At 69.4% G+C, this 24719-nt stretch carries 26 protein-coding genes, 4 tRNA genes and 1 pseudogene; 25 read left to right on the top strand and 6 right to left on the bottom strand.

Translation table 11 applies throughout. From position 1 onward, the window contains the following. Nucleotides 1-67 precede the first annotated feature (67 nt). The 10 genes from RB628_RS30030 (at nt 68) to RB628_RS29985 (ending at nt 9889) form a co-directional block, all read left to right on the top strand. The gene (locus tag RB628_RS30030) at nt 68-1036 is read left to right on the top strand and encodes a complex I subunit 1 family protein (RefSeq protein ID WP_318323681.1); all 969 of its coding nucleotides are present in this window, start codon (nt 68-70) and stop codon (nt 1034-1036) included. 2 nt (nt 1037-1038) lie between these two features. Then, complete coding sequence (locus RB628_RS30025) at nt 1039-1656, top strand: NADH-quinone oxidoreductase subunit I (RefSeq protein WP_318323680.1); 618 nt, start codon at nt 1039-1041, stop codon at nt 1654-1656. Next, nucleotides 1653-2282, top strand: coding sequence for an NADH-quinone oxidoreductase subunit J (locus RB628_RS30020; RefSeq protein WP_318323678.1), 630 nt, complete (start codon nt 1653-1655; stop codon nt 2280-2282). The genes RB628_RS30025 and RB628_RS30020 overlap by 4 nt, the downstream gene beginning before the upstream one ends. After that, complete coding sequence (nuoK, locus tag RB628_RS30015; RefSeq protein WP_318323677.1) at nt 2282-2656, top strand: NADH-quinone oxidoreductase subunit NuoK; 375 nt, start codon at nt 2282-2284, stop codon at nt 2654-2656. Before RB628_RS30020 ends, nuoK begins: the two co-directional genes overlap by 1 nt. Beyond that, the gene (locus RB628_RS30010; protein ID WP_318323675.1) at nt 2653-4647 is read left to right on the top strand and encodes an NADH-quinone oxidoreductase subunit L; all 1995 of its coding nucleotides are present in this window, start codon (nt 2653-2655) and stop codon (nt 4645-4647) included. Before nuoK ends, RB628_RS30010 begins: the two co-directional genes overlap by 4 nt. A 6-nt stretch (nt 4648-4653) precedes the next feature. Then, nucleotides 4654-6231 (top strand): NADH-quinone oxidoreductase subunit M, encoded by a 1578-nt coding sequence (locus RB628_RS30005; protein ID WP_318323674.1) that lies wholly within the window; start codon nt 4654-4656, stop codon nt 6229-6231. Further along, nucleotides 6228-7751 (top strand): NADH-quinone oxidoreductase subunit N, encoded by a 1524-nt coding sequence (locus RB628_RS30000; protein ID WP_318323673.1) that lies wholly within the window; start codon nt 6228-6230, stop codon nt 7749-7751. Before RB628_RS30005 ends, RB628_RS30000 begins: the two co-directional genes overlap by 4 nt. Before the next feature lie 163 nt (nt 7752-7914). Next, nucleotides 7915-8778: a zinc metalloprotease HtpX gene (htpX, locus tag RB628_RS29995; protein WP_318323672.1), complete on the top strand. Its 864-nt coding sequence runs from the start codon at nt 7915-7917 to the stop codon at nt 8776-8778. Continuing rightward, nucleotides 8775-9170 carry a YccF domain-containing protein gene (locus RB628_RS29990; RefSeq protein WP_318323671.1) on the top strand — a complete coding sequence of 132 codons (396 nt, stop codon included), beginning with the start codon at nt 8775-8777 and terminating at the stop codon, nt 9168-9170. Before htpX ends, RB628_RS29990 begins: the two co-directional genes overlap by 4 nt. Nucleotides 9171-9301: 131 nt before the next feature. Next, nucleotides 9302-9889: an SMI1/KNR4 family protein gene (locus RB628_RS29985; RefSeq protein ID WP_318323670.1), complete on the top strand. Its 588-nt coding sequence runs from the start codon at nt 9302-9304 to the stop codon at nt 9887-9889. A gap of 28 nt (nt 9890-9917) precedes the next feature. Here the strand turns inward: RB628_RS29985 and RB628_RS29980 are convergent, their stop codons facing one another. Then, nucleotides 9918-11198: an APC family permease gene (locus tag RB628_RS29980; protein WP_318323667.1), complete on the bottom strand. Its 1281-nt coding sequence runs from the start codon at nt 11196-11198 to the stop codon at nt 9918-9920. Nucleotides 11199-11407: 209 nt separating this feature from the next. Between RB628_RS29980 and RB628_RS29975 the strand changes: the two genes are divergently transcribed. Continuing rightward, nucleotides 11408-11674 carry a GlsB/YeaQ/YmgE family stress response membrane protein gene (locus RB628_RS29975; RefSeq protein WP_318323666.1) on the top strand — a complete coding sequence of 89 codons (267 nt, stop codon included), beginning with the start codon at nt 11408-11410 and terminating at the stop codon, nt 11672-11674. Between the two features lie 76 nt (nt 11675-11750). Here the strand turns inward: RB628_RS29975 and RB628_RS29970 are convergent, their stop codons facing one another. Then, the gene (locus tag RB628_RS29970; protein ID WP_318323665.1) at nt 11751-12239 is read right to left on the bottom strand and encodes a YajQ family cyclic di-GMP-binding protein; all 489 of its coding nucleotides are present in this window, start codon (nt 12237-12239) and stop codon (nt 11751-11753) included. A 235-nt stretch (nt 12240-12474) separates the two neighbouring features. Between RB628_RS29970 and RB628_RS29965 the strand changes: the two genes are divergently transcribed. Further along, nucleotides 12475-12556 (top strand) — tRNA-Tyr (locus RB628_RS29965). Nucleotides 12557-12659: 103 nt separating this feature from the next. After that, on the top strand, nt 12660-12893 hold the full coding sequence (locus RB628_RS29960; protein WP_318323689.1) for a hypothetical protein: 234 nt from the start codon (nt 12660-12662) through the stop codon (nt 12891-12893). A gap of 43 nt (nt 12894-12936) precedes the next feature. Here RB628_RS29960 and RB628_RS29955 read toward each other — a convergent pair whose 3' ends face one another. Then, a complete protein-coding gene (locus RB628_RS29955; protein ID WP_318323664.1) occupies nt 12937-13593 on the bottom strand; it encodes an SDR family oxidoreductase in 657 nt (218 codons plus the stop codon). Between the two features lie 89 nt (nt 13594-13682). Then, the gene (locus RB628_RS29950) at nt 13683-14936 is read right to left on the bottom strand and encodes an amidohydrolase family protein (RefSeq protein WP_318323663.1); all 1254 of its coding nucleotides are present in this window, start codon (nt 14934-14936) and stop codon (nt 13683-13685) included. 311 nt (nt 14937-15247) lie between these two features. Here RB628_RS29950 and RB628_RS29945 point away from each other — a divergent pair. The 6 genes from RB628_RS29945 (at nt 15248) to RB628_RS29920 (ending at nt 17895) form a co-directional block, all read left to right on the top strand. Then, a tRNA-Thr gene (locus tag RB628_RS29945) sits at nt 15248-15320 on the top strand. A 47-nt stretch (nt 15321-15367) separates the two neighbouring features. After that, nucleotides 15368-15440 (top strand) — tRNA-Met (locus RB628_RS29940). 88 nt (nt 15441-15528) lie between these two features. Then, entirely contained in the window at nt 15529-15693 is a 165-nt protein-coding gene (gene rpmG, locus RB628_RS29935; RefSeq protein ID WP_018834916.1) for a 50S ribosomal protein L33, read from the top strand. A gap of 116 nt (nt 15694-15809) precedes the next feature. Further along, nucleotides 15810-16262, top strand: a complete 453-nt coding sequence (locus RB628_RS29930) for a MaoC family dehydratase N-terminal domain-containing protein (protein ID WP_318323662.1) — start codon at nt 15810-15812, stop codon at nt 16260-16262. Nucleotides 16263-16265: 3 nt separating this feature from the next. Beyond that, complete coding sequence (locus RB628_RS29925) at nt 16266-16712, top strand: MaoC family dehydratase (protein ID WP_318323661.1); 447 nt, start codon at nt 16266-16268, stop codon at nt 16710-16712. Between the two features lie 127 nt (nt 16713-16839). After that, nucleotides 16840-17895: a UDP-N-acetylmuramate dehydrogenase gene (locus RB628_RS29920; RefSeq protein ID WP_318323660.1), complete on the top strand. Its 1056-nt coding sequence runs from the start codon at nt 16840-16842 to the stop codon at nt 17893-17895. A 21-nt stretch (nt 17896-17916) separates the two neighbouring features. On the opposite strand, the gene RB628_RS29915 is transcribed toward RB628_RS29920, so the two are convergent. Next, complete coding sequence (locus tag RB628_RS29915) at nt 17917-18948, bottom strand: adenosine deaminase (protein ID WP_318323659.1); 1032 nt, start codon at nt 18946-18948, stop codon at nt 17917-17919. Nucleotides 18949-19072: 124 nt separating this feature from the next. Next, the gene (locus RB628_RS29910) at nt 19073-20299 is read right to left on the bottom strand and encodes a pyridoxal phosphate-dependent aminotransferase (protein ID WP_318323657.1); all 1227 of its coding nucleotides are present in this window, start codon (nt 20297-20299) and stop codon (nt 19073-19075) included. A 296-nt stretch (nt 20300-20595) separates the two neighbouring features. On the opposite strand from RB628_RS29910, the gene RB628_RS29905 reads away from it, so the two are divergent. The 6 genes and pseudogenes from RB628_RS29905 to RB628_RS29880 form a co-directional block, all read left to right on the top strand. Beyond that, nucleotides 20596-20668, top strand: a tRNA-Trp gene (locus RB628_RS29905). A gap of 109 nt (nt 20669-20777) precedes the next feature. Next, nucleotides 20778-21065 (top strand): preprotein translocase subunit SecE, encoded by a 288-nt coding sequence (gene secE, locus RB628_RS29900; protein ID WP_318323656.1) that lies wholly within the window; start codon nt 20778-20780, stop codon nt 21063-21065. Nucleotides 21066-21142: 77 nt separating this feature from the next. After that, on the top strand, nt 21143-22033 hold the full coding sequence (gene nusG, locus RB628_RS29895; RefSeq protein WP_318323655.1) for a transcription termination/antitermination protein NusG: 891 nt from the start codon (nt 21143-21145) through the stop codon (nt 22031-22033). A 167-nt stretch (nt 22034-22200) separates the two neighbouring features. Then, complete coding sequence (gene rplK, locus RB628_RS29890) at nt 22201-22635, top strand: 50S ribosomal protein L11 (RefSeq protein ID WP_020132675.1); 435 nt, start codon at nt 22201-22203, stop codon at nt 22633-22635. A gap of 82 nt (nt 22636-22717) precedes the next feature. Then, entirely contained in the window at nt 22718-23443 is a 726-nt protein-coding gene (rplA, locus tag RB628_RS29885) for a 50S ribosomal protein L1 (RefSeq protein WP_318323653.1), read from the top strand. Between the two features lie 309 nt (nt 23444-23752). After that, a pseudogene (locus RB628_RS29880) lies at nt 23753-24719 on the top strand (IS200/IS605 family accessory protein TnpB-related protein); the annotation flags it as partial.

Genomic DNA, 24719 nt, shown 5'->3' with positions numbered 1-24719 from the left:
ACAACCCCACCCCGGACAACCCCACCCCGGACAACCCCACCCCGGACAACCCCACAGGAGGCTCGCAGTGAACGACGTGCTCGACGTCGCCCTGCGACTCCTGATCGTCTTCGTCGTCTTCCTCACCTTTCCCCTGATCGTCGGTCAAACCGAGCACAAGGTGATGGGCCACATGCAGGGCCGCCTCGGCCCGATGTACGCCGGCGGCTTCCACGGCTGGGCCCAACTGGTCGCCGACGGCGTGAAGTTCGCGCAGAAGGAAGACATCGTGCCCGCGGGCGCGGACCGCCGTATCTTCCAGCTCGCCCCTGCCGTCGCCCTCCTTCCGTACCTTCTCGTCCTCCTCGCCATCCCGATCGGCCCGGGCGAGGGCGCCGTCGGCGAGGTCATCGACGCGGGCATCTTCTTCGTCCTCGCCGTCATGGGTGTCGGCGTCCTCGGCTCGCTCATGGCCGGCTGGGCGTCGGCCAACAAGTTCTCCCTCCTCGGCAGCCTGCGTACCGCCGCCCAACTCCTCGCCTACGAACTCCCGATGCTGCTCACGGCAGCCTCGGTCGCGATGGCGGCGGGAACGGTGTCGATTCCCGGCATCCTCGAAGCCTTCGAGTGGTGGTGGCTGCCCTGGCAGATCGTCGGCGGGATCGTCTTCTTCGTGGCCGGCCTCGCTGAACTCCAGCGGCCCCCCTTCGACATGCCGGTGGCCGACTCGGAGATCATCTTCGGCGCCTACACCGAGTACACCGGCCTCCGTTTCGCCCTCTTTCTCCTCGCCGAGTACGCCGGAATCGTCGTCCTGTGCGGCCTGACCACCGTCCTCTTCCTGGGCGGCTGGCACGGCCCCTGGGCCGCCGACGGCCTGGGCTGGGTCTGGACCCTCCTGAAGGCAGCGGTGCTGGCCTTCGTCGTCATCTGGCTGCGCGTCACCTACCCGCGCCTGCGCGAGGACCAGCTCCAGAAACTCTCCTGGACCGTCCTCGTCCCCCTCTCCCTCGCCCAGATCGCCCTCACCGGCATCGTGAAGGTGGTGATCTCGTAACCATGGCTGAGCCTCTCCCGTCCACCGGGCCCCGTATCCCCGGTATCGGCCTGGCCAAGGGCCTGGCCGTCACCCTTCGCACGATGACGAAGAAGACCGTCACCGCGCAGTACCCGGACGCACAGCCCGACCTCCCGCCCCGCACCCGGGGAGTCATCGGCCTCTTCGAGGAGAACTGCACGGTCTGCATGCTGTGCGCCCGTGAGTGCCCGGACTGGTGCATCTACATCGACTCCCACAAGGAGACGGTCCCGCCCGCCGCCCCCGGCGGCCGTGAGCGCAGCCGCAACGTCCTCGACCGCTTCGCCATCGACTTCTCCCTCTGCATGTACTGCGGTATCTGCATCGAGGTGTGCCCCTTCGACGCCCTCTTCTGGTCCCCGGAGTTCGAGTACGCCGAGACCGACATCCACGAACTCACCCACGAACGCGACAAGCTCCGTGAGTGGATGTGGACGGTCCCGCCCCCACCCGCCCTCGACCCCGCCGCCGAGGAGCCGAAGGAAAGCGCCACGGCCCGCAAAACCGCCGAGAAACTGGCAGCGGCCGAGTCCACGCCGACGGCTTCCACCGCCCCCACCGAGCGAACCGATCCGCAGGAGCAGGGAGGAGAGTCGTGACCCTCGCCTCCGCAGCGGCGACAGCTGCCGCCGCCACCGAGCCGCACGGCTTCCTCTCCCCGACCGGCGTCGAGATCACCTTCCTCCTCGTCGGCCTGGTCACCTTCGGCGCCGCACTCGTCACCGTCACCACCCGTCAGCTGGTGCACGCCGCCCTGTGGCTGGTGGTGGCCCTCGGCGGCCTCGCCGTCGAATACCTCCTCCTCACGGCCGAGTTCATCGCCTGGGTACAGGTCCTCATCTACGTCGGTTCCGTCGTCGTCCTCCTTCTCTTCGGTCTGATGCTCACCAGGGCCCCCATCGGCCGCTCCCCGGACGCCGACTCCGGCAACCGCTGGGCCGCGCTCGCCGTCGCCGTCGCCTCGGCCGCCGCCCTGGTCTGGGTCGTCGTCGACGCCTTCCGCACCACCTGGATCGACCTGGACGGCGCCGCCGCCGGCTCCACCGCCGTCACCGGCGCGAGCCTCTTTCAGAACTGGGTCCTCCCCTTCGAGGCCCTCTCCGTCCTCCTCCTCGCCGCCCTGGTCGGCGCGATCGTCCTGTCCCGCAAGGCCAAGGCGAACGCGGCCACCGCAGCCGAAGCTGACGCCATGGACACCACGGACACCACGGAAGGTGCCCTCTGATGCACCTGGCCTATCCCGCCGTACTCTCCGCCCTGCTCTTCTGCACCGGCATCTACGGCGTCCTGGCCCGCCGCAACGCGATCCTGGTCCTGATGTCCGTCGAGCTGATGCTCAATGCCGTCAACCTCAACCTGGTCGCCTTCGACGTTTGGCTCAGCAGGACCGCCCGCGAAACCCTGCACTCCGGCCAGGCCCTCACCCTGTTCACCATCGCCATCGCCGCCGCCGAGATCGGCATCGGCCTGGCGATCGTCCTCGCAGTCCACCGCAACCGCGGCACCGCGGACATCGACAAGCTCCGCGACACCGCCGAGCCCCACGGCCCTGACGAAGCCACCCTCACGGAAGACGAGAAGGCTGAGGCCACCGCGTGACCACGACCACCCTCGCCGTCCTCGTCCCCCTCCTCCCGTTCCTGGGCGCCGCGGCCGGCCTGCTCCTGGGCCGCACGGCCCCCGGCTTCGTTCGCCCCCTCGCCGTACTGCCGACCCTCACGGCGCTCGCCCTCGCCGTGGTCGTCGCCGTACGCCAGGGCGGCGACCGAGCCGTCGACGCCGCCACCGAGCTCACACCCACCGGCTCGGTCCCCGTCGAACTCGCCCTGCACGTCGACGGCTTCGCCGCCCTCGTCGCCGTCCTGGTCGGCCTGGTCGCGACCTGTGTGCAGATCTACTCGACGGGCTATCTGCGCGACGATCCGCGCTACCCCTCGTACGCCGCTCTCGTCTCCCTCTTCACCTCCGCGATGCTGCTCGTCGTCTACTCCGGCGACCTGATGGTGCTGCTGGTCGGCTGGGAGATCATGGGCATCTGCTCGTACTTCCTGGTCGGCCACTACTGGGAGACCCCGGAAGCCCGCGCCGCCTCCCTCAAGGCCTTCCTCGTCACCAAACTCGGTGATGTCCCCTTCCTGATCGGCCTGTTCGCGCTCGCCACCGACGCCGGGTCCTTCCGGATCACGAAGATCCTCGGCACCGTCGCGAGCGGGGGACTCGACCACCCGACGCTGGTCGCCCTGCTGCTTCTGGCCGGCGTGGCGGGCAAGTCGGCGCAGTTCCCGCTGCACACCTGGCTCCCCGACGCGATGGCAGGTCCCACTCCCGTCTCCGCGCTGATCCACGCCGCGACGATGGTCGCCGCCGGTGTCTACTTCATCGCCCGGCTCCTCCCGGTCTTCGCGGCCTCCTCTGCCGCACTGGTCGTCCTCGCCGCCATGGCCGCCGTCACGATGGCCGGCTCAGCCTTCGCCGCCCTCGCCCAGGACGACATCAAGCGCGTCCTCGCCTACTCGACGATCGGTCAGCTCGGCTACATGACCGGTGCCCTCGCCGTCGGCGACCGAGGCGCCGCCGTCTTCCACCTCCTCACCCACGGCGCCTTCAAGGCGCTGCTGTTCCTCGCGGCGGGCGTGATCATCCACGCCGCCGGCACCAACTCACTGGCCGCCATGTCCCGCATGGGCCACCTGCGCGCCCGCATCCCCGACGCCTACTGGACGATGACCGTGGCACTCCTCGCGCTCGCCGCGATCCCACCCTTCAGCGGCTTCTTCTCCAAGGAGTCCGTCCTCGGCGCCGCCGAACACGTCGCCACCGGCCACTCCGCGAGCATCCCCGGCGCCGCAGGCTGGATCGTCCTCGTCGCCGGCCTGGTGTCGGCCCTGCTCACCGCCGCCTACGCGACCCGCCTGTGGCTGCTCGCCTTCCGGGGCCGGGGCGCCGACGCCCCCGACCACGGCAGGCAGCCCGTCGCGATGACCACGGTGCTCTGGGTGCTCGTGGCCCCGTCCCTCGCCCTCGGCGGGCTCGCCTACGGCAGACTGCCCGACTGGTTCGACGGCCACGACCTGACCCCGACCCTCACCACCTCCGTCCTCGGCACGGGGATGGCCCTCGTCGGCGGCCTCGTCACGTACGGAGCCTGGCGCCAAACCACCGCCCTGGCGACCTGCGTCCCCCTGGGCGCGGTCGCGGCCCACCCGGACGCCGACGGCGGTCTCGTCGAGGCCGAAGCCATCGCCACCCACACCCCCGCCTACGGAGACATGGCCACCGCACCCGACCCGGCGGACCCCGGACGCCTCCTGCTCGGCCCACTGCACCGCCACGCGGCCGTCGGCTTCCACCTGGACGCCCTGTACACGGCGCTCTTCGTCCGCCCGGTCCAGGCCGGCGCCACCCTCGTCCGGTTCCTCGACCGCGAGGTCGTCGACACCTACGTACGCGGTGCGGGCGCCGTGCCCCGCCTGCTCGGTGCCGCCGTACGGCGCGCCCAGACCGGCAACGTGCAGACCTATATGAGCGCGCTGCTCGCCGGCACCGTCGTCCTGGTGGTCGCCGTCCTCCTCGTCGCCGCGGGAGCGTGAGCAGCCGTGATCGATATCAACGAGTCAGTGATGCAGTTCCTTCTGGCATTTGTCGTCGTGGGCCCGCTGCTCGGCGCAGTCGCCGCTCTCCTGCCGGCCCCGCCCGGACTGAAGGGGAAGTCGCCCGAGCAGGCCGTGCTGCGGCACGGCGTGACCGTGACCGGCGTGGTGCTCATCGCCGCGATCGCCCTGGCGCTCGGCTTCGACCATGACCATCCGTCGAAAATGCAGGCCACGACCGACATCAGCTGGATCCCCGCACTCGATGTGCGGATCCACCTCGGCGTCGACGGCATTTCCCTCCCCCTTCTGGTCCTGAGCGCGCTGCTGACCTTCCTCTGCGCGCTCTACTCCTACTTCAAGCTGCCCGACGGCCCCTCACCGAAGGCCTTCGTCGCACTCCTCCTTGTCCTGGAGTCCGGCACCCTCGCGACCTTCGCCGTCCTCGACCTGCTGCTGTTCTTCCTCGCCTTCGAGACGGTGCTCATCCCGATGTACTTCCTCATCGCCCGCTGGGGCGGTGAGCAACGGACCCGGGCGGCCTGGAAGTTCATCCTCTACACCCTGCTCGGATCCGTCGTCATGCTGCTGGGCCTGCTCCTGATCGGGATCAAAGCGGGCACGTTCGACATCATGGCACTCGCCACTGACAACGGCCCCGGACTGAGCACATCCGTGCAGGTCACCGCCGCTTTGGCGATCGGGATCGGGCTCGCGGTCAAGACACCGATGTGGCCGCTGCACAGTTGGCTGCCGGACGCCCACACCGCCGCCCCGACCGTCGGCTCGGTACTGCTGGCGGGCATCCTGCTCAAGATGGGCACGTACGGGTTCGTGCGCATCCTGCTGCCGATCACACCCGACGGATTCCGGACCTTCGCGCCCTACCTCGCCGCCTTCGCCGTCATCGGGATCATCTACGGCTCCCTGGCCTGCCTGGCCCTCGCCCGGCACGGTGCGAAGGGCGACCTCAAGCGGCTCATCGCCTACTCCTCCGTCGGCCACATGGGCTTCGTCCTGCTCGGCATCGCCTCGATGACCCCGACCGGCGTGAACGGCGCGCTCTTCGCCAACATCGCCCACGGCCTCATCACCGGCCTCCTCTTCTTCCTGGTCGGCGCGCTGAAGGACCGCACGGGCACCACCGACCTCGACACCCTCGCCGACCGCACCGGCGCCGCCCTCTACGGCCGGGCCCCACGCCTCGGCGCCCTCGTGGCCTTCGCCGCCGTCGCCTCGCTCGGCCTGCCCGGCCTCGCCGGGTTCTGGGGCGAGATGCTGGCCCTGTTCGGCGCGTTCGACCCCGCCGACGAGCTCAGCCGCCCCACCTTCCTCACCTTCACGGCGATCGCCGCGTTCGGCACCCTGCTCACCGCCGCGTACATGCTCGTCGTCGTACGCCGCGTCTGCATGGGCGCCGCCCCGGAGCCGGACGCCCCCCGGCTCGCCGACGTACAGACGTACGAACTCGCGGCCTGGACCCCGCTCGTCGCCCTCACCGTTGTCGTCGGCCTGTGGCCGAAGGCCCTCCTCGGCCTGACCGACCCGGCCGTGCAGCAGCTCCTCTCAGGAGGCCCCCGATGAGCTCCCTGGCCCAGTCCGCAGCTCAGTCCGTCGTCCAGTCCGTCGACTGGCTCGCCATCGCGCCGCCCACCGTCGCCGCCGTCGTGGGACTCGCCGTGCTGGTCGCCGACCTGTTCGTCGGCGACAGCAGGAAGGCGCTCCTCGGCTGGACCTCGGTCGCCGGCCTGGCCGCCTCCGCGCTCCTCCTGCTGCCTCTCCTGGACGGCGACCGTGCCACCTTCTGCCTGACCGGCAGCACGGATGTCTGCAGCTACACGGCCGACCGCTTCACCCTCGCCATCCAGTTCCTGGTCCTCGGCGGCGCACTGCTCGCCGCCCTCCTCTCGGTCACCGCCCTCAAGGACGCCGACCGAGGACTCCCCGAAGGGGAGTACTGGTTCCTGCTGCTGTCCTCCGCCGCCGGAGCGGCCCTCCTGCCCGCCTCCCGCGACCTCGCGACCCTGATCGTCGCCCTTGAGGTCGCCTCCCTGCCCGCCTTCGCCCTTGTGGGCATCCGGCACGGCGACCGCAGGTCATCCGAAGCGGCCCTGAAGTTCTTCCTGTCCTCGGTCACGGCGACCGCGGTCAGCCTCATGGGCGTCAGCTTCGTTTACGCGTCCACGGGGACCCTCTACCTCACCGAGATCGCCGACCGGATCCAGGACGTCGACCCCCAGCTCCACACCCTCGCCCAGGCAGGCGTCGTCCTCACCCTCATCGGCTTCGCCTTCAAGACAGCCGCCGTGCCCTTCCACTTCTGGGTACCCGACACCTACGTGGGGGCGCCCTTGCCGATCGCCGCCTATCTGTCGGTCGTCGGCAAGGCAGTCGGCTTCTCCGGTCTGATCCTCGTCACCGTCGTCGCCTTCCCGTCGTACGCCGACGTCTGGGGCCCGGCACTGGCAGTTCTGGCCGCGCTCACCATGACCGTCGGCAACGTCGGCGCCCTGCGCCAGCAGACCACGCGCGCGTACAGCGCGGTACGTCTGCTCGCCTGGTCCTCCGTCGGCCAGGCCGGCTATCTCCTGGTACCGATCGCCGCCGCCGCGTACTCAGACGACGCCCAGAAGTCCATCGGCTCCACCGTCGCGTACGCCCTCATGTACGCAGTCGTGAACCTCGGCGCCTTCGCGGTGGCGGCCCTGGTGGCCCGTACGAAGCCTCTGAACCGAGTCAGCGACTACCGAGGCCTGTACGCCACCCGCCCCCTGCCGGCGCTCGTCCTGGGCTTCTTCCTGCTGTGCCTCGCCGGGCTGCCGCCGGGCATCATCGGCCTCTTCGCGAAGGTCACCGTCTTCTCCGCGGCCGTCGACGCCGGACTCGGCTGGCTGGCCGTGATCATGGCCGTCAACGTGGTGATCGCACTCTTCTACTACCTCCAGTGGACGGCCCTCCTCTTCCGCACCCCCCAGGGAGACGAGGAACGCCACCGCGTCCCGGTCCCCCTCACGGCCGCGATCGCCCTGACCGCCGTCCTCGGTGTCGCCCTGTCCGGCGCACCCCAACTGGTACTGCGGTTCGCCGACACCGGCCTCTTCTGACCCTCGGCTCCCGCACGCGCGCGTGGACTCTCACGCGGACGGCCCACGCTCGCCTGAGCGCGCGCAAGGGAACTGCGCACCCCCGCCTGGCGTTGACCTGTACAGAAGGGTCCACTGGACCTGACACCAGGGTTCCCCTGCCGCACCATTTGGAGGGCGTACCGTGCACCGCCGGCACAACGGGCTCAGGACAGCCCTGCTCCTCGGGGGACTGTCCGCACTCATCATCGTCATCGGCAGCTTCTTCGGCCGTACGGGCCTCGTGATCGCACTCTTCGTCGCGATCGGCACGAACGCGTACGCGTACTGGAACAGTGACAAGCTGGCTCTACGCGCGATGCGTGCCCGCCCGGTGAGCGAATTCGAGGCCCCGGCCCTCTACCGCATGGTCCGCGACCTCTCCACCCAGGCCCGCCAGCCCATGCCACGCCTGTACATCTCGCCGACCGAAGCGCCGAACGCGTTCGCGACGGGCCGCAACCCGCGCAACGCCGCCGTCTGTTGCACCGACGGCATCCTGCGCATCCTCGACGAGCGCGAGCTGCGCGGCGTCATCGGCCATGAACTGAGCCATGTCTACAACCGCGACATCCTCATCTCGTCGGTCGCCGGCGCCCTGGCCTCCGTGATCATGTTCCTGGTCAACTTCGCCTGGCTGATTCCGATCGGCCGCTCGAACGACGACGACGGTCCCGGCATTCTCGGCATGCTGTTGATCATGATCCTGGGTCCGCTCGCGGCCACCCTCATCCAGCTCGCCATCAGCCGCTCCAGAGAGTACGAGGCCGACGCGGCGGGCGCCCAGCTCACCGGCGACCCACTTGCCCTCGCGAGCGCCCTGCGCAAACTGGAGGCGGGCACGAAGCAACTCCCGCTGCCCCCCGAGCCGCGGATCGAGACCGCGAGCCACATGATGATCGCGAACCCCTTCCGCCCCGGCCAGGGACTCTCCAAGATGTTCTCTACGCACCCGCCGATGGCGGAGCGCATCGCCCGGCTCGAAAAGATGGCAGGTCGCCACCAGTGAAGACAATCCTCAACGTCATTTGGCTCGTCCTGAGCGGCTTCTGGCTGTTCCTCGCCTATCTGGCCGCCGGTGCGCTGCTCTGCATCACCATCATCGGCATTCCGTTCGGTGTCGCCGCCTTCCGTATCGGCGCGTACGCCCTGTGGCCCTTCGGCCGTACGACGGTCGAGCGCCGCGACGCGGGCGCCCCCTCCTGCGTCGGCAACGTCCTGTGGCTGGTCCTCGCGGGCTGGTGGCTCGCCCTGACCCACGTCGTCACCGGCGTTCTCCTGTGCCTCACGATCATCGGTATCCCGTTCGGCATCGCCAACTTCAAGCTCATCCCCGTCTCGCTGCTGCCGCTGGGCCGCGAAATCGTGCCGACGGACCAGCCGTTCAGCTCGCGCTGGTAGCGCGGCCGGAACGGGGGGTGACGTCGACCCTGCCCGACCCTTTCTCCACAGCCTGCGGGCGGGATCGCGTCCCGCCCGCGGGTTATCCACAGGCCGCCTCGATTGTCAGTGGCGGCCTGCATGATGAATCTATGACCGACATCGAGCAGTTGCTGACACGGGTGGCGGCCGAGGCGCGCAACACCCGTCCGTGGGGCTGGCCTTCACTCCCCGCCCCCGTGGACGCGGCCACCCTCGACCGCGCCGAGGCAGCCCTCGGCTTCCCTCTGCCGCCGCTCCTCGCCGCGCTCTACCTCCGGATAGGAGACGGCGGATTCGGCCCGGCCTACGGCCTGTTGCCCCTCCTCGACAGCCCGCCCGCAGATGAACCGCCCGTCGTCACCCAGTACCTCGCCAACCGCGAGGAGGGCCGCAGGGACCCGGAGTGGCCCTGGCCCGAGGGCGTTCTGCCGATATCACACTGGGGCTGCGGGATGTACGCGGGCGTGGACTGCCACACAGCGGAAGCCACCGTACTGCTCTTCGAACCGAACGCCGACGCCGCCGAGCAAGCCTGGTACACCGACGCCCCGGGCCTCGCGGAATGGCTGCGCACATGGCTCGACGGCACGGGCTGGTACGAGGAGTCCAACGACGATACGGACCTGCAGCCCTGGCCCGGCTTCCCCACACGTACGGCGGCAGCGATGCCGCCTGCACAGGCCGCCCAGGCCTCGTAGCCGACGCGAGTTCTGTCAGACGCTCCTGTCACTGTTGAGGTCCGGCCGACGACCGCGAAGCCGGCCACCGCCGTCGTACGCCGTACGCGACCGCCCCCACACCCAGCACCCCCGTGCCCGTGACCACCGACACCCCCGGAAGCGCGAACGCCAACGTCACACAGCCAAGGAGTCCCACCACCGGCACCACCCGTGACGCCGGAGCCGAACTCAGTGTCCACGCAGAGGCGTTGGCCACCGCGTAGTACGCCAGCACCCCGAAGGAGGAGAAGCCGATAGCGCCCCGTACGTCCACCGTCGCGGCCAGTACCGCGACCACCACGCCAACGGCCAATTCGGCCCGGTGCGGCACCTGGAAGCGCGGATGCACCGCCGCCAGGGCGCCGGGCAGATGACGGTCACGGGCCATGGCCAGAGCCGTCCGTGAGACGCCCAGAATCAGGGCGAGCAGCGAGCCGAGCGCGGCCATGGCGGCACCGGCCCGTACGACCGGCACCAGCCCTGGCACGCCCGCCGCCCGGACCGCGTCGGCCAGTGGGGCGGTCGCCTGCCCGAGCCCGCCCGACCCGAGCACGGAAAGGACAGCCACGGCCACCGCCGCGTACACGACCAGCGTGATGCCCAGGGCCGACGGGATCGCGCGGGGGATGGTGCGCGCGGGATCCCGAACCTCCTCGCCGAGGGTCGCGATCCGGGCGTACCCGGCGAACGCGAAGAACAGCAGCCCGGCCGCCTGAAGCACGCCGCCCACACCCCCGGAGGCCCCGACATCCAGCCGGCCGGAATCGGCGGCATCGGAGCCCAGGCACACGACGACCACGGAAGCGAGGACAGCGAGGACCACTGCCACGATCGCCCGCGTCAGCCAGGCGGATTTCTGGACGCCGCCGTAGTTCACCGCGGTCAGCGCCACGACAGCCGCGACCGCCACCGCATGCGCCTGTCCCGGCCAGACGTACGTGCCCACGGTGAGCGCCATCGCGGCACAGGAGGCCGTTTTCCCGACGACGAACGACCAGCCCGCGAGATAACCCCAGAAGTCCCCGAGCCGCTCACGCCCGTACACGTAGGTGCCGCCGGACGCGGGATAGAGGGCGGCCAGCCGGGCGGACGACATGGCGTTGCAGTAGGCGACCACGGCCGCCGCGGCGAGCCCGGGCATCAGCCCGGAACCCGCCGCGCGTGCCGCGGGTCCCAGGGCTGCAAAGACGCCGGCCCCGACCATGGAACCCAGCCCGATGACCACGGCGTCGCCGACGCCGAGGGTGCGTCGCAGTTCAGCGGAGGATTCCGCACCGGGCTGTGTCATGAGCCGCACCCTACTGACCGGTGCAACCACCAGGCATCGCGTTGACGTCGTGTACGGCACCAACAACGCAGCAACCCGAACGCACCGGCATGAGAGCGACCAAGCCGACGAGCGGTACACCGAGATCGACGAGATCGACGAGATCGACGAAGTCGCAAGTCACAGGGCCGGTACAGTTCGAGCACAGCACAGAGGGGCAGGTTCAGGGCATGAGCATCATCGGCTGGATCATCCTGGGACTCTTGGCCGGAGCCATCGCCAAGTTCCTGCTGCCAGGGCGCGACCCGGGCGGTTTCATGGGCACGACGGTCATCGGCGTCGCGGGCGCGTTCATCGGCGGCTGGATCTCGGCACGCTTCCTCGACCACCCCATCAGCAACCAGTTCTACGACGGCACCACCTGGGCGGCGGCGATCGGCGGTTCGCTGGTGCTGCTGGTCGCGTACCGGATTCTGTTCGGCAACTCGCGCGACTGAGCGTGTACCTGTTCCGCAGCCTGCAGAAGGGAGGGTGGGCGGCGTGCGGCGCCCACCCTCTTCAACCGCTTGTGCACTAACGGTAGTTCACGAACTGCAGCGCGAAGTCGAAGTCCTTGCCCTTGAGTAGGGCGATGATGGTCTGAAGGTCGTCGCGGCTCTTCGAGCTGACGCGCAGTTCCTCGCCCTGGACCTGGGCCTTCACGCCCTTCGGGCCCTCATCGCGGATGATCTTCGCGACCTTCTTCGCGTTCTCCTGGGAGATGCCCTCCTCGATCGAGGCGAAGAGCTTGTACTCCTTGCCGGAGAGCTGAGGCTCACCCGCGTCCAGGGACTTCAGCGAGATGCCGCGCTTGATCAGCTTGGTCTCGAACACATCGAGGACCGCCTTGACCCGTTCCTCTGTGTTCGCCTCCATCAGGATCTTCTCGCCGGACCACGAGATCGAGGCACCCACGCCCTTGAAGTCGTAGCGCTGGGAGATCTCCTTGGCGGCCTGGTTGAGGGCGTTGTCGACCTCCTGCCGCTCGACCTTCGAGACGATGTCGAAACTGGAGTCGGCCATGTCCTGTGGCTCCTTGTATGGGGTGCTTATCGGGATCTGCAAGGTGCGTATCGGCATGCGTGGTGGCAGCAGCCGAGCCCGGCGTATGTCCCGGGCCGCATCCGCATAAGCCTAGCCACCCCCTCCCCTCGGGGCGCCGCTCAATCGGGTGGCGAAGCACCCCCGTCCATCAGGTATCGTTTACGTCGTTGCCAAGGAGTACCGCCAAAAAGCGGTTCGAAGGGCAACAAAACTTGGCGGTGTGCCCGAGCGGCCAAAGGGAGCAGACTGTAAATCTGCCGGCTCAGCCTACCCAGGTTCGAACCCTGGCGCCGCCACATTGGGGAGACCCTCTTCTCTCTGCGTTTTCGCAGAGAGAAGAGGGTCTTTTCGTTGCGTGCGCCCGCTGAGGCCGTGAGGGAGAGTGACCCCATGTCATCGATGTCACGATCGTCGTTCGCGTCGTCGTCCCGTCGCCGGCACTGTCCCGAGTGCCGGCGCGAGATCGCTGTCGTCGCCGGGAGGTTCGCGCGGCACGATCCGCCGGGGGCCCGGGGGAGTGGTGAGCTCGTTTCGTGTCCGGGGTCGCGGCGGCAGGCGGAACTCGGGGCGGCGCAGCCCGCGTTGGACGGGTACGTCGTCCCCGAATTCCCGGGCCAGTTGCCCCTCTTCTAGCCCCTGCCGATCACCGTCGGCCCCCGGCCCTCATCGCCTCGCTTCAGTTCCCCGCCACCGACTTCACCGCCACAGAGACCGGCGTCGACCCGCCGATCAGCTCCAGCGTCAGGCCCGCCGTCGCCGGAGTGTCCAGCAGTTCCGTGAGTACGGCGGCCACGTCGTCGCGGGGGATCGCGCCGCGCCCCGTGTCGGCCTCCAGGCGTACGCGGCCCGTGCCGGCGTCGTTCGTCAGGGCGCCGGGACGCAGGATCGTCCAGTCGAGGGCGTCCAGGCCGCTGACGTACGCGTCCGCCTCGCCCTTCGCGCGCTGGTAGACGTCGAAGACGTCGTCGCCCTGGTGGGCCGGATCCGCACCCATCGACGACACGATCACGTGCCGGCGCACCCCCGCCCGCACCGCCGCGTCCGCGAACAGCACCGCCGCTCCCCGGTCCACCGTGTCCTTGCGGGCCGTCCCGCTGCCTGGGCCCGCGCCCGCCGCGAAGACCGCCGCGTCGGCGCCCCGCAGCAGTGCCGCGACCTCCTCCACCGACGCCGACTCCAGGTCGCACAGGACGGGTTCCGCGCCGGCCACCCGCAGGTCGTCGCCCTGTTCCGGGCGGCGGATGATGCCCGCGACCTCGTCACCGCGCGCGGCGAGCAGACGCTCCAGCCGACGCGCGATCTGACCATGTCCTCCAGCGATCACAATGCGCATGCCTTCGACCGTACGCCCCCGCGAACCCGTTCGCCGCACAGCCCCTTCGACGTCCCTCCGCTCCGCCGGAGCCGCACTCCGCCCTCACCTCACGACGGCCCTGTACGCCCCTGTCGAGGCAGGTCCGGCGCCGCCGCTGCCGGGGTGTCGCAGTACTCCCGTACCGCGCTCGTGCGTGCCACAACGCGCCCCCTGTGCACCACGATTCGGCTGTACGCGAGGGACAGCGCACCGGCCAGGCGGTCGCCCCGTACCGCCAGCAGTTCCGCCGGGAAACCCGCCTCCACCCGTACCTCCGGCAGACCGAGCACCGCCCGCGCCGACGCGCTCACGGCGTCGTACGCCTCCTCCGGGCGCAGGCCGTGGCGGGAGGCGAGCAGATACGCCGCTTCCAGGGGGTCCCCGCGGCCCACCGGGTTCGACACGTCCCGCAGCGCGCCGCTGGCCGCCGCGACCCGTACCCCGGCCGCCCGCAGCAGTCGTACCGGAGCCGTGCCACGGCGTTCCGCGCCCCCGCAGCCGCCCTGCGGGAGGCACACCACCGTCACGCCTGCCGCCGCGAGCTGGTCCGCGGCCCGCGAGGCCACCTCGGCGGGCAGGCGGCCGAGGCCGCCGCAGGGACCGATGGTCACGCCGGGGCGCAGACCGCCCGCCATCGCCGCGAGGCGGGCCAGACGGGCCGGGTCGTCGCCGTCGGTGTGCAGGTCGACCGGACAGCCGTGCTCCGAGGCGACCTCCAGGACCGCCTCCACATAGCCGGTCGGATCGGGGTCGCGGTCCGGGCAGCCGCCCACCACCGAAGCGCCCATCTTCACCGCGTCGCGCAACATCGCCAGACCGTCCGCGCCCGCGACGCCGGTCAGTACGCGGGGCATGGCCACCGCCGTCAGCTCGGCGAGGCCGTGCAGCGCCCGCCGCGCCTGCAGTACGGCGGCCAGGGCACCGAGCCCCTGCACATCGCCGATCCGGATGTGCGAGCGCAACGCGGTGGCCCCGTGGCCGAGTTGGAGCAGGGCGGCCTCCGTGGCCCGGCGCTGGACGTCCTGAGGGTCGCACGAGACCGGGCCGTCGGTGTCGGCGGACAGAGCCGTGTCGCCGTGGGCGTGGGCTTCGGCGGGGGCCGGCAGGAGCAGGTAGCCGCTGAGGTCGACGCGGGTGGCGTACGAGCTGAGGCTGCCGGCCGTGCCGACCGCCTCGATACGACCGCCGCTCAGCCGTACGTCCACGGTCCGGCCGTCGGTGAGTTGCGCACCGCACAGCAGGAGAGAGGCCGGGGCCCCGGAGGAGGCGGGTGACGAGGAGGAGGACGAGGAGTGGGGCGGCTGCGGCTGGCTGTCGGGCATCGCGCTCCTGTGCTCGGGGGCGGCTGCGCGCAAGGTGGGGGACACAAGATCACGCAGAGTGAGTCGAGCCTAGGGCGGGCGTCAGCCCCCGTTGCGGAGGAGCGCAATAGTCGTACCGGTGTGGTCCAGGGATGGGAAAGATCCCTGGCGAAGGGGTGTGGGAGCGGTTGTGGGAGGGGCTTCCGAGGTCGCTGGGAGAGGGGTTCTCCGCGCGCGGCCGGAGTGCGGAACGGGGGCCGCAACAGGCCGGGGCGAGCGCTGGGAAACGGATTTGGGTGACAGCGGCCGAGCGTGTAATGTCTTCATCGCTCGCCCCAATAGCTCAGTCGGTAGAGCGTCTCCATGGTAAGGAGAAGGTCTACGGTTCGATTCCGTATTGGGGCTCTGGTGTGAGAGGTTCCCCGTCGCGAGGCGGGGACCGATCGCATCACAGCGGTGTAGCTCAGTCGGTAGAGCAAGCGGCTCATAATCGCTGTGTCACCGGTTCAAGTCCGGTCACCGCTACTGACAGTAGCCGATTGCGGGGTCGGTCCTTCGATCGGCTACTCTTTTATGCGTTCATCGTCCCATCCGTTCGTCAAGGAGCACTCCTGTGGCTGCCACCGACGTCCGCCCGAAGATCACGCTGGCCTGCGTGGAGTGCAAGGAGCGGAACTACATCACCAAGAAGAACCGGCGTAACAACCCGGACCGAATGGAGATGAAGAAGCACTGCCCGCGTTGCAATGCGCACACCGCGCACCGCGAAACGCGATAAATCAGGCTCGTACGTCGAGGCCGTCCCCTGCTGGTTGGGGGGCGGCCTCGCGTCGTTACATCAGCTGCGAACCACGCGACCACGCGAACCAGTCCGATTCAGGAGGTACCGAGCCCATGGCGCTCGACCAGTCCTTCGTGGGGCGGACCTATCCGCCCACCGACCCCTACGAGGTCGGCCGGGAGAAGATCCGCGAGTTCGCGGTAGCGGTGGGTGACACCAACCCCCTGTACACGGACCCCGAGGCCGCCAAGGCCTTCGGCCACGCCGATGTGATCGCCCCGCCCACCTTTGTGTTCGCCATCACGTTCAAGGCGGCGGGGGACGTCGTGGCGGACCCGCGGCTCGGCCTGGACTACGGCCGAGTGGTGCACGGCGACCAGAAGTTCGCCTACGTCCGCCCGGTCCGCGCGGGCGACCGGCTCACCGTCACGTCGACCATCGAGACCATCAAGTCCATGGCGGGCAACGAGATCATCGACATCCGCGGCGAGGTCCACGACGAGGCGGGCGAGCACGTCGTGACCGCCTGGACCAAGCTGGTCGCCCGCGCGGCCGAGGAGGGCTGACCCATGACGGCCGAGACCGCCGGTATCCCCAGGATCTCCTACGACGAGGTCGAGGTCGGCACCGAGCTGCCTGCCCAGACCTTCCCCGTGACGCGCGCCACCCTCGTCCGGTACGCGGGCGCCTCCGGGGACTTCAACCCCATCCACTGGAACGAGAGGTTCGCGGTCGAGGTCGGTCTCCCCGACGTCATCGCGCACGGCATGTTCACCATGGCCGAGGCGATCCGGGTCGTCACCGACTGGGTGGGCGACCCCGGCGCGGTGGTCGAGTACGGCGTCCGCTTCACCAGGCCGGTCGTCGTCCCCAACGACGACAAGGGCGCCACGATCGAGGTCAGCGGCAAGGTCGGGGCCAAGCTCGACGACCACAAGGTCCGCGTCGACCTCCTCGCGATGTGCGCGGGACAGAAGGTGCTGGGCATGTCACGGGCTGTTGTCCGGCTGGGCTGAGTACGGCGGTCCGGGTCATCGTGTAAGGGGCGTTCGCCATGGGCGGGCGCCCCTTACACGACCTCCTCGCGTGCCGCTTGTCGTGCAGGGCCCTGGGCTGTCAGTGGGGTCTCGTAGTCTTGGGCGCGTGCAGGAAATCCATGACGCTCCCCTCGCCCCGCTGACCACGTTCCGGCTCGGCGGTCCCGCGGACCGGCTGATCACGGCGACCACCGACGCCGAAGTGATCGCCGCCGTCCACGAGGCCGACGACTCCGGGACCCCGCTGCTGGTCATCGGCGGCGGCTCGAACCTGGTCATCGGCGACAAGGGGTTCGCGGGGACGGCTCTGCGGATCGCCACGACAGGCTTCGACCTCGACGGCACGGGGCTGGAGCTGGCCGCCGGCGAGGTGTGGACCGACGCCGTCGCGCGCACGGTCGAGGCCGGGCTCGCCGGGATCGAGTGCCTCGCCGGGATCCCTGGCTCCGCGGGCGCCACGCCCATCCAGAACGTGGGTGCGTACGGGCAGGAGGTGTCCTCGACGATCACCGAGGTCGTCGCCTACGACCGCGCCACCCGCGAGACGGTCACCCTCGCGGGCGCCGACTGCGCCTTCTCGTACCGCCACAGCCGCTTCAAGGCCGACCCCGAGCGCCATGTAGTCCTGCGCGTCCGCTTCGCCCTGGAGGACGCGGGCGGGCTGTCGGCGCCCCTGAAGTACGCCGAGACGGCCCGTGCCCTCGGCGTCGGGCCCGGCGACCGGGTGCCACTGGACGCGGCCCGTGAGACCGTGCTGAAGCTGCGCGCCGGGAAGGGCATGGTCCTGGACCCCGAGGACCACGACACCTGGTCCGCCGGGTCCTTCTTCACCAACCCGATCCTCACGGACACCGAGTTCGCCGCGTTCCACGCGCGCGTGGCGGAGCGGCTCGGCGCCGACGCCGTACCGCCCGCCTACCCGGCCGGAGAAGGCCGCACCAAGACCTCGGCCGCCTGGCTTATCGACAAGGCCGGCTTCACCAAGGGGTACGGCACCGGGCCCGCCCGCATCTCCACCAAACACACCCTGGCCCTCACCAACCGAGGGCAGGCCACCACCGAGGACCTGCTCGCCCTCGCCCGCGAGGTCGTCGCCGGGGTTCGGGACGCCTTCGGGGTCACCCTCGTCAACGAACCGGTTACGGTCGGCGTCAGCCTATGAGGCGCTCCCCGGAGAGCACGCTCAGGCCGTCAGCCAGTCGTCGATCCCTGCCAGCAGCTTCGTCCGTACGCCCTCCGGCGCCGCCGAGCCCCGTACCGACTGCCGGGCCAGTTCGGCCAGTTCCGCGTCCGTGAAGGCGTGGTACTGGCGGGCGATCTCGTACTGGGCCGCCAGCCGTGAGCCGAACAGCAGCGGGTCGTCGGCGCCCAGTGCCAGGGGCACACCGGCCTCGAAGAGCTTGCGCAACGGCACGTCCTCGGGCTTCTCGTACACCCCCAGGGCGACGTTCGACGCAGGGCACACCTCGCACGTGATCTGCCGGTCCGCGAGGCGCTTCAGCAGGCGCGGATCCTCCGCCGCCCGCACACCGTGGCCGATCCGGGACGCGTGCAGGTCGTCCAGACAGTCGCGGACCGACGCCGGGCCCGTCAGCTCGCCGCCGTGCGGGGCCGACAGCAGGCCGCCGTCACGCGCGATGGCGAAAGCCCGGTCGAAGTCCCGGGCCATGCCCCGCCGCTCGTCGTTGGAGAGCCCGAAGCCCACGACACCCCGGTCCGCGTACCGCACGGCCAGGCGGGCCAGCGTGCGTGCGTCCAGGGGGTGTTTCATGCGGTTCGCGGCCACCAGGACCCGCATCCCGATCCCGGTGTCCCGCGCCGCCGTCTCCACCGCGTCCAGGATGATCTCCAGTGCCGGGATGAGACCGCCCAGGCGAGGGGCGTACGACGTCGGGTCGACCTGGATCTCCAGCCAGCCCGAGCCGTCCTTCGCATCCTCCTCGGCCGCCTCGTGGACCAGCCGCTGGATGTCCTCGGGTTCCCGCAGACAGGACCTGGCCGCGTCGTACAGCCGCTGGAAGCGGAACCAGCCCCGCTCGTCGGTCGCCCGCAGTTTCGGCGGCTCGCCGCTGGTGAGGGCGTCGGTCAGCGCCTCGGGCAGCCTCACACCGTACTTGTCGGCCAGTTCCAGCAGGGTCGCGGACCGCATCGACCCGGTGAAATGCAGGTGCAGATGGGCTTTCGGCAGTTCAGAGACATCACGTACGTGCTCCATTCTCGGATCCTGCCGTACGTCCGGCTCGTATCGGTAGCGCTTTCCCTGAACGTGGTCTTGCTCGCACTGAGGGACGAAAGAAGGCCGCCTCCCGAAGGGAAGCGGCCTTCTGACATCACGAGGTTCAGTCCGTCGCCTCGGCCAGCAGCTTCTGTACGCGGCTGATGCCCTCGACGAGGTCCTCGTCGCCCAGGGCGTACGACAGGCGCAGGTAGCCCGGTGTGCCGAACGCCTCACCGGGTACGACCGCCACCTCGACCTCGTCCAGGATCAGCGCGGCCAGTTCCACCGAGTCCTGCGGGCGCCTGCCGCGGATCTCCTTGCCCAGGAGGGCCTTCACCGACGGATAGACGTAGAAGGCGCCCTCGGGCTCGGGGCAGACCACGCCGTCGATCTCGTTGAGCATGCGCACGATGGTGTGGCGGCGGCGGTCGAAGGCCACGCGCATCTCCGCGACGGCGTCCAGGTTCCCGGAGACGGCGGCGAGGGCGGCGACCTGGGCCACGTTCGACACGTTGGACGTGGCGTGCGACTGGAGGTTCGTCGCGGCCTTGACGACGTCCTTCGGGCCGATGATCCAGCCGACCCGCCAGCCCGTCATGGCGTACGTCTTGGCGACGCCGTTGACCACGATGCACTTGTCGCGCAGCTCGGGGAGGATCGCGGGGAGCGAGGTGAACTTCGCGTCGCCGTAGACGAGGTGCTCGTAGATCTCGTCCGTCAGCACCCACAGGCCGTGCTCCACGGCCCAGCGGCCGATCGCCTCGGTGTCCTCGGCGCTGTAGACCGCGCCGGTCGGGTTGGAGGGGGAGACGAACAGGACGACCTTCGTCCGCTCGGTGCGGGCCGCCTCCAGCTGCTCCACGCTGACCCGGTATCCGGTGGTCTCGTCCGCGACGACCTCGACCGGGACACCGCCGGCGAGACGGATCGACTCCGGATACGTCGTCCAGTACGGGGCCGGGACGATGACCTCGTCGCCCGGGTCGAGGATCGCGGCGAACGCCTCGTAGATGGCCTGCTTGCCGCCGTTGGTCACCAGGACCTGGGAGACGTCCACCTCGTAGTTCGAGTCGCGGAGCGTCTTGGCGACGATCGCGGCCTTCAGCTCGGGCAGACCGCCGGCCGGCGTGTAGCGGTGGTACCTCGGGTTCGAGCAGGCCTCGACGGCGGCCTGGACGATGTAGTCCGGGGTCGGGAAGTCCGGTTCACCGGCGCCGAAGCCGATCACCGGGCGCCCGGCGGCCTTCAGGGCCTTGGCCTTGGCGTCCACGGCGAGGGTGGCGGACTCGGAGATCGCGCCGACTCGGGCGGAGACCCGGCGCGCGGTGGAAGGGGTTGCAGCGCTCATGGTGCCCATCGTTTCAGACCGGAAACCTCTCCGGCACACGGGTTTCACGGATTGGTCAGACCGGACCGGGTGGCGGGACAGCCGCAGGGCGCGCGGTCGGAGGGACTGCTGAACAAGCGTCCGGATCCGGGCCGTGGGCTGGGCGATCTTCCGCTCGCAACGGCCCAGCGGGCGCTTTCTGTTCGACGACCGGCTCCGAAGCACGTACACTCTCACCTCGTTGGCCTTCATCGGCCCGCGCTCATCCGGTGCACACCGAGCATTCGGACGGGTACGGTACGTTGGAGTAACCGCAAAGGGTCGTAGCTCAATTGGTAGAGCACTGGTCTCCAAAACCAGCGGTTGGGGGTTCAAGTCCCTCCGGCCCTGCTACACACACCTGTCACCAGGCTGTGTGCGCATGTACGTACTGCATTGCATCGCCGTGCGGCTCAGACCGGGCGCGGCACGGCCACGACCCGGGAACAGGTGAGGACGAATGGCGGACGCCGTGGGCTCCATCGACATGCCTGATGCCCAGGATGAGACACCCGAGTCGGACAAGAAGACCCGTAAGGGCGGCAAGCGTGCCAAGAAGGGCCCGCTGAAGCGCCTCGCGCTCTTCTACCGTCAGATCGTCGCGGAGCTCCGCAAGGTCGTCTGGCCTACGCGCAACCAGCTGACGACGTACACGACCGTGGTGATCGTCTTCGTGATCGTCATGATCGGCCTGGTGACTCTGATTGACTTTGGCCTCGACAAAGCCGCCAAGTACGTCTTCGGCTGAGCCAGGAGCGAAGGGCGCCGGGTGCGGCGCCCCTTTCGCATGTTCCACCCACATGTATCCAGGAAGAAGCAGCCACCGTGTCTGACCCGAACCTGAACGACGCCATCGTGCCGGACGAGTCCGTGGATGACGAGCTCGACATCGTCGAGGGCGTTGACGAGGTCGAGGACGAGGTCGAGGCTGCCGACGCCGCGGTGGGGGAGCCCGCCGAGGAAGCCGCCATCCACATCGAGGATGACAAGGACGGCGACGTCACCGAGGTGGACGCCGAAGAGGCCGACGGGGACGAAGAGCCCGTCGAGGCCGCGGCTGAGGACGACGAAGCCGAGGCCGAAGAAGAGGCCGAGCCCGTAGACCCCGTCGAGGCCCTCCGCGAGGAACTGCGCACGCTCCCCGGCGAGTGGTACGTCATCCACACGTACGCCGGTTACGAGAACCGTGTGAAGACCAACCTCGAACAGCGTGCCGTCTCGCTCAACGTCGAGGACTTCATCTTCCAGGCCGAGGTGCCGCAGGAAGAGGTCGCCCAGATCAAGAACGGCGAGCGCAAGACGGTCCGCCAGAACAAGCTTCCCGGGTACGTTCTCGTCCGCATGGACCTGACGAACGAGTCCTGGGGTGTCGTCCGCAACACCCCCGGTGTCACCGGCTTCGTGGGCAACGCGTACGACCCGTACCCGCTGACCCTGGACGAGATCGTCAAGATGCTCGCCCCGGAGGCCGAGGAGAAGGCCGCCCGTGAGGCCGCCGAGGCCGAGGGCAGGCCGGCTCCGGCCCGCAAGCTCGAGGTCCAGGTGCTGGACTTCGAGGTCGGCGACTCGGTCACCGTCACCGACGGCCCGTTCGCGACGCTGCAGGCGACCATCAACGAGATCAACGCCGACTCGAAGAAGGTCAAGGGCCTCGTCGAGATCTTCGGTCGCGAAACCCCGGTCGAGCTGTCGTTCGACCAGATCCAGAAGAACTAGCACTTCTGGAACAGATGCCTCCGACCAGGTCAGACAGGCTCTCGAAGCCGGTCTGACCTGCTCGGTTTTTGGCCGCGCATGGATACCCGTTATCGTTGTGCGGTATGCCTCCGTCCGGATGATCCGGAAAGGGGGCTGAAAACTCTCACTAGGACCCGGAGAGAGCAATGCCTCCCAAGAAGAAGAAGGTCACGGGGCTTATCAAGCTCCAGATCAACGCCGGAGCGGCCAACCCCGCCCCGCCGGTCGGCCCCGCGCTCGGTCAGCACGGCGTCAACATCATGGAGTTCTGCAAGGCCTACAACGCCGCGACCGAGTCGCAGCGTGGCTGGGTGATCCCGGTGGAGATCACGGTCTACGAGGACCGCTCCTTCACCTTCATCACCAAGACGCCGCCGGCCGCGAAGATGATCCTCAAGGCCGCGGGTGTCGAGAAGGGCTCTGGCGAGCCGCACAAGACCAAGGTCGCCAAGATCACCGAGGCGCAGGTCCGTGAGATCGCCACGACCAAGCTTCCCGACCTGAACGCCAACGACCTGGACGCCGCGTCGAAGATCATCGCCGGCACCGCCCGTTCCATGGGCATCACGGTCGAGGGCTGAGCCCCAACCCCGTAAGTCTTGTAGTACGTGGCAGGGCCTGCTCGGTCCGTACCACGACTCCTCAGAACACACAGGAGCAGTAGTGAGCAAGCGCAGCAAGTCTCTCCGCGCTGCGGACGCCAAGGTCGACCGGGACAAGCTCTACGCCCCGCTCGAGGCCGTCCGTCTCGCCAAGGAGACCTCCACCAGCAAGTTCGACGGCACCGTCGAGGTCGCCTTCCGCCTGGGTGTCGACCCGCGCAAGGCCGACCAGATGGTCCGTGGCACCGTGAACCTCCCGCACGGCACCGGTAAGACCGCCCGGGTCCTGGTCTTCGCGACCGGTGACCGTGCCGAGGCCGCGACCGCCGCGGGCGCCGACATCGTCGGCTCCGACGAACTGATCGACGAGGTGGCGAAGGGCCGTCTGGACTTCGACGCCGTCGTCGCCACCCCGGACCTCATGGGCAAGGTCGGCCGCCTCGGCCGTGTCCTCGGCCCGCGTGGTCTGATGCCGAACCCGAAGACGGGCACCGTGACCCCGGACGTGGTCAAGGCCGTGACCGAGATCAAGGGCGGCAAGATCGAGTTCCGCGTCGACAAGCACTCGAACCTGCACTTCATCATCGGTAAGACGTCGTTCGACGACACCAAGCTGGTGGAGAACTACGGCGCCGCGCTGGAGGAGATCCTCCGTCTGAAGCCGTCCGCCGCCAAGGGCCGCTACATCAAGAAGGCCGCCGTCAGCACCACGATCGGCCCCGGCATTCCGGTCGACCCCAACCGCACCCGCAACCTCCTCGTCGAGGAGGACCCGGCCGCCGTCTGAGCCTTCCGCTCACCCCGGTAGCCGCGCGTACGCGTTCGTACGACGGGCCCCGCAACCTTTCGAGGTGCGGGGCTCGTCGTCGTACGGAGGGGTTTGGAACTGCTGTCGCTGGAGGGTGTTCAAGAGCGTTCTGATGAGCGGGAGTGAGTGTGTGTGGGGGGGGTCTGTGACGTGTTGCGCGCTTCGGCTGTGCGGTTGGTTTTCGGTGGGGGAACTGATGTTCTTTCATCGAATGTGTGACCTCCATGGGTGATGCTCGTTGCCCATGGCGACGGGATATTCGGATGGGTCTGGGCGAGGGGTGACGGAGTGGGTGAGCTGAGGAGTATGGCGCCGTCGTTCGTCGCGTCCGGCCCGAGTGGTGTGGCCGTCCGGACCCGACTCAAGCAGCTGACGTCGGACGATGAGAAGGTGCTCCGTCTGGTGGGCGCGCGTCTGGGGTCGCTGGCTTCGAAGGATCTCAAGGCCCGTTGTCGGGACGGCCTTTCGCATTCCGCTGAAGCGTGGGCGGTGCGTAGGCGGGAGCTGACGCCTCTCTCCTCGTCGCGGTGGGCGGGCAGTATCACCAAAGCCACGCACGACCAGTGGTCGCTGGCCCGCCGTGGCCAGTCGGCGTACATGCAGAGCCTGGATACGGGCGTCCGCACCATCGAGGACCGGCTGTCCCTGCCGGTCGGGCAGAAGGGGACGAAGCAGGCGCCCGGGGGTTACCGGTCGCGGCGGGAGTGGCATGTGAAGTCCCGGCGCCTGCGGGTGCTGGAGGACCGGCTGGCACCCACGCGGGCCGACCGCGACGCCCAGGTCCGCCTCGACCTCACCCGCCTCCCGCACCGGGCCCGAACGTGCGGCGTGAAGGCGATCGCGGTCGAGGACCTGGACTTCGCCGCGGAGAAGACCCGGGAGAATCACGGCCGCAGGAAACGCTTCCGGCAGCTCATCTCCGGCATGCCCACCGGGAAGCTTCGTGCTCGGCTGTCTTCGATGGCGGGCCATACGGGTGTCGCGGTCGTCGCGGTGGATCCGGCATACACCTCGCGTCGGGGTGCCCAGCACTGGCAGAAACCCCTCACCACCACAACCCGCAGAACCGCTCGCCACGAGGCTGGTGCCGTGGCGATCGGAGGGCGCGCCCAGGGACACCCGATCCGGCGACGGACGACACCGCCCCCTGCTCACCGGAGAGATGAGCAGGGGCACCGGAGCGTGCAGGCCGGACCAGGAGTTCCTGGGCGTGAGGGAACCCGCCCCCGCATCCCCGGACCACGGACACGATCCG

The sequence above is a fragment of the Streptomyces sp. ADMS genome (genome assembly GCF_033441795.1).
In the GTDB taxonomy this organism is placed as follows: Bacteria; Actinomycetota; Actinomycetes; order Streptomycetales; family Streptomycetaceae; genus Streptomyces.
The sequence above is the reverse complement of the archived record's forward strand: the minus strand, read 5'-3'. Positions and strand labels throughout refer to the sequence as shown.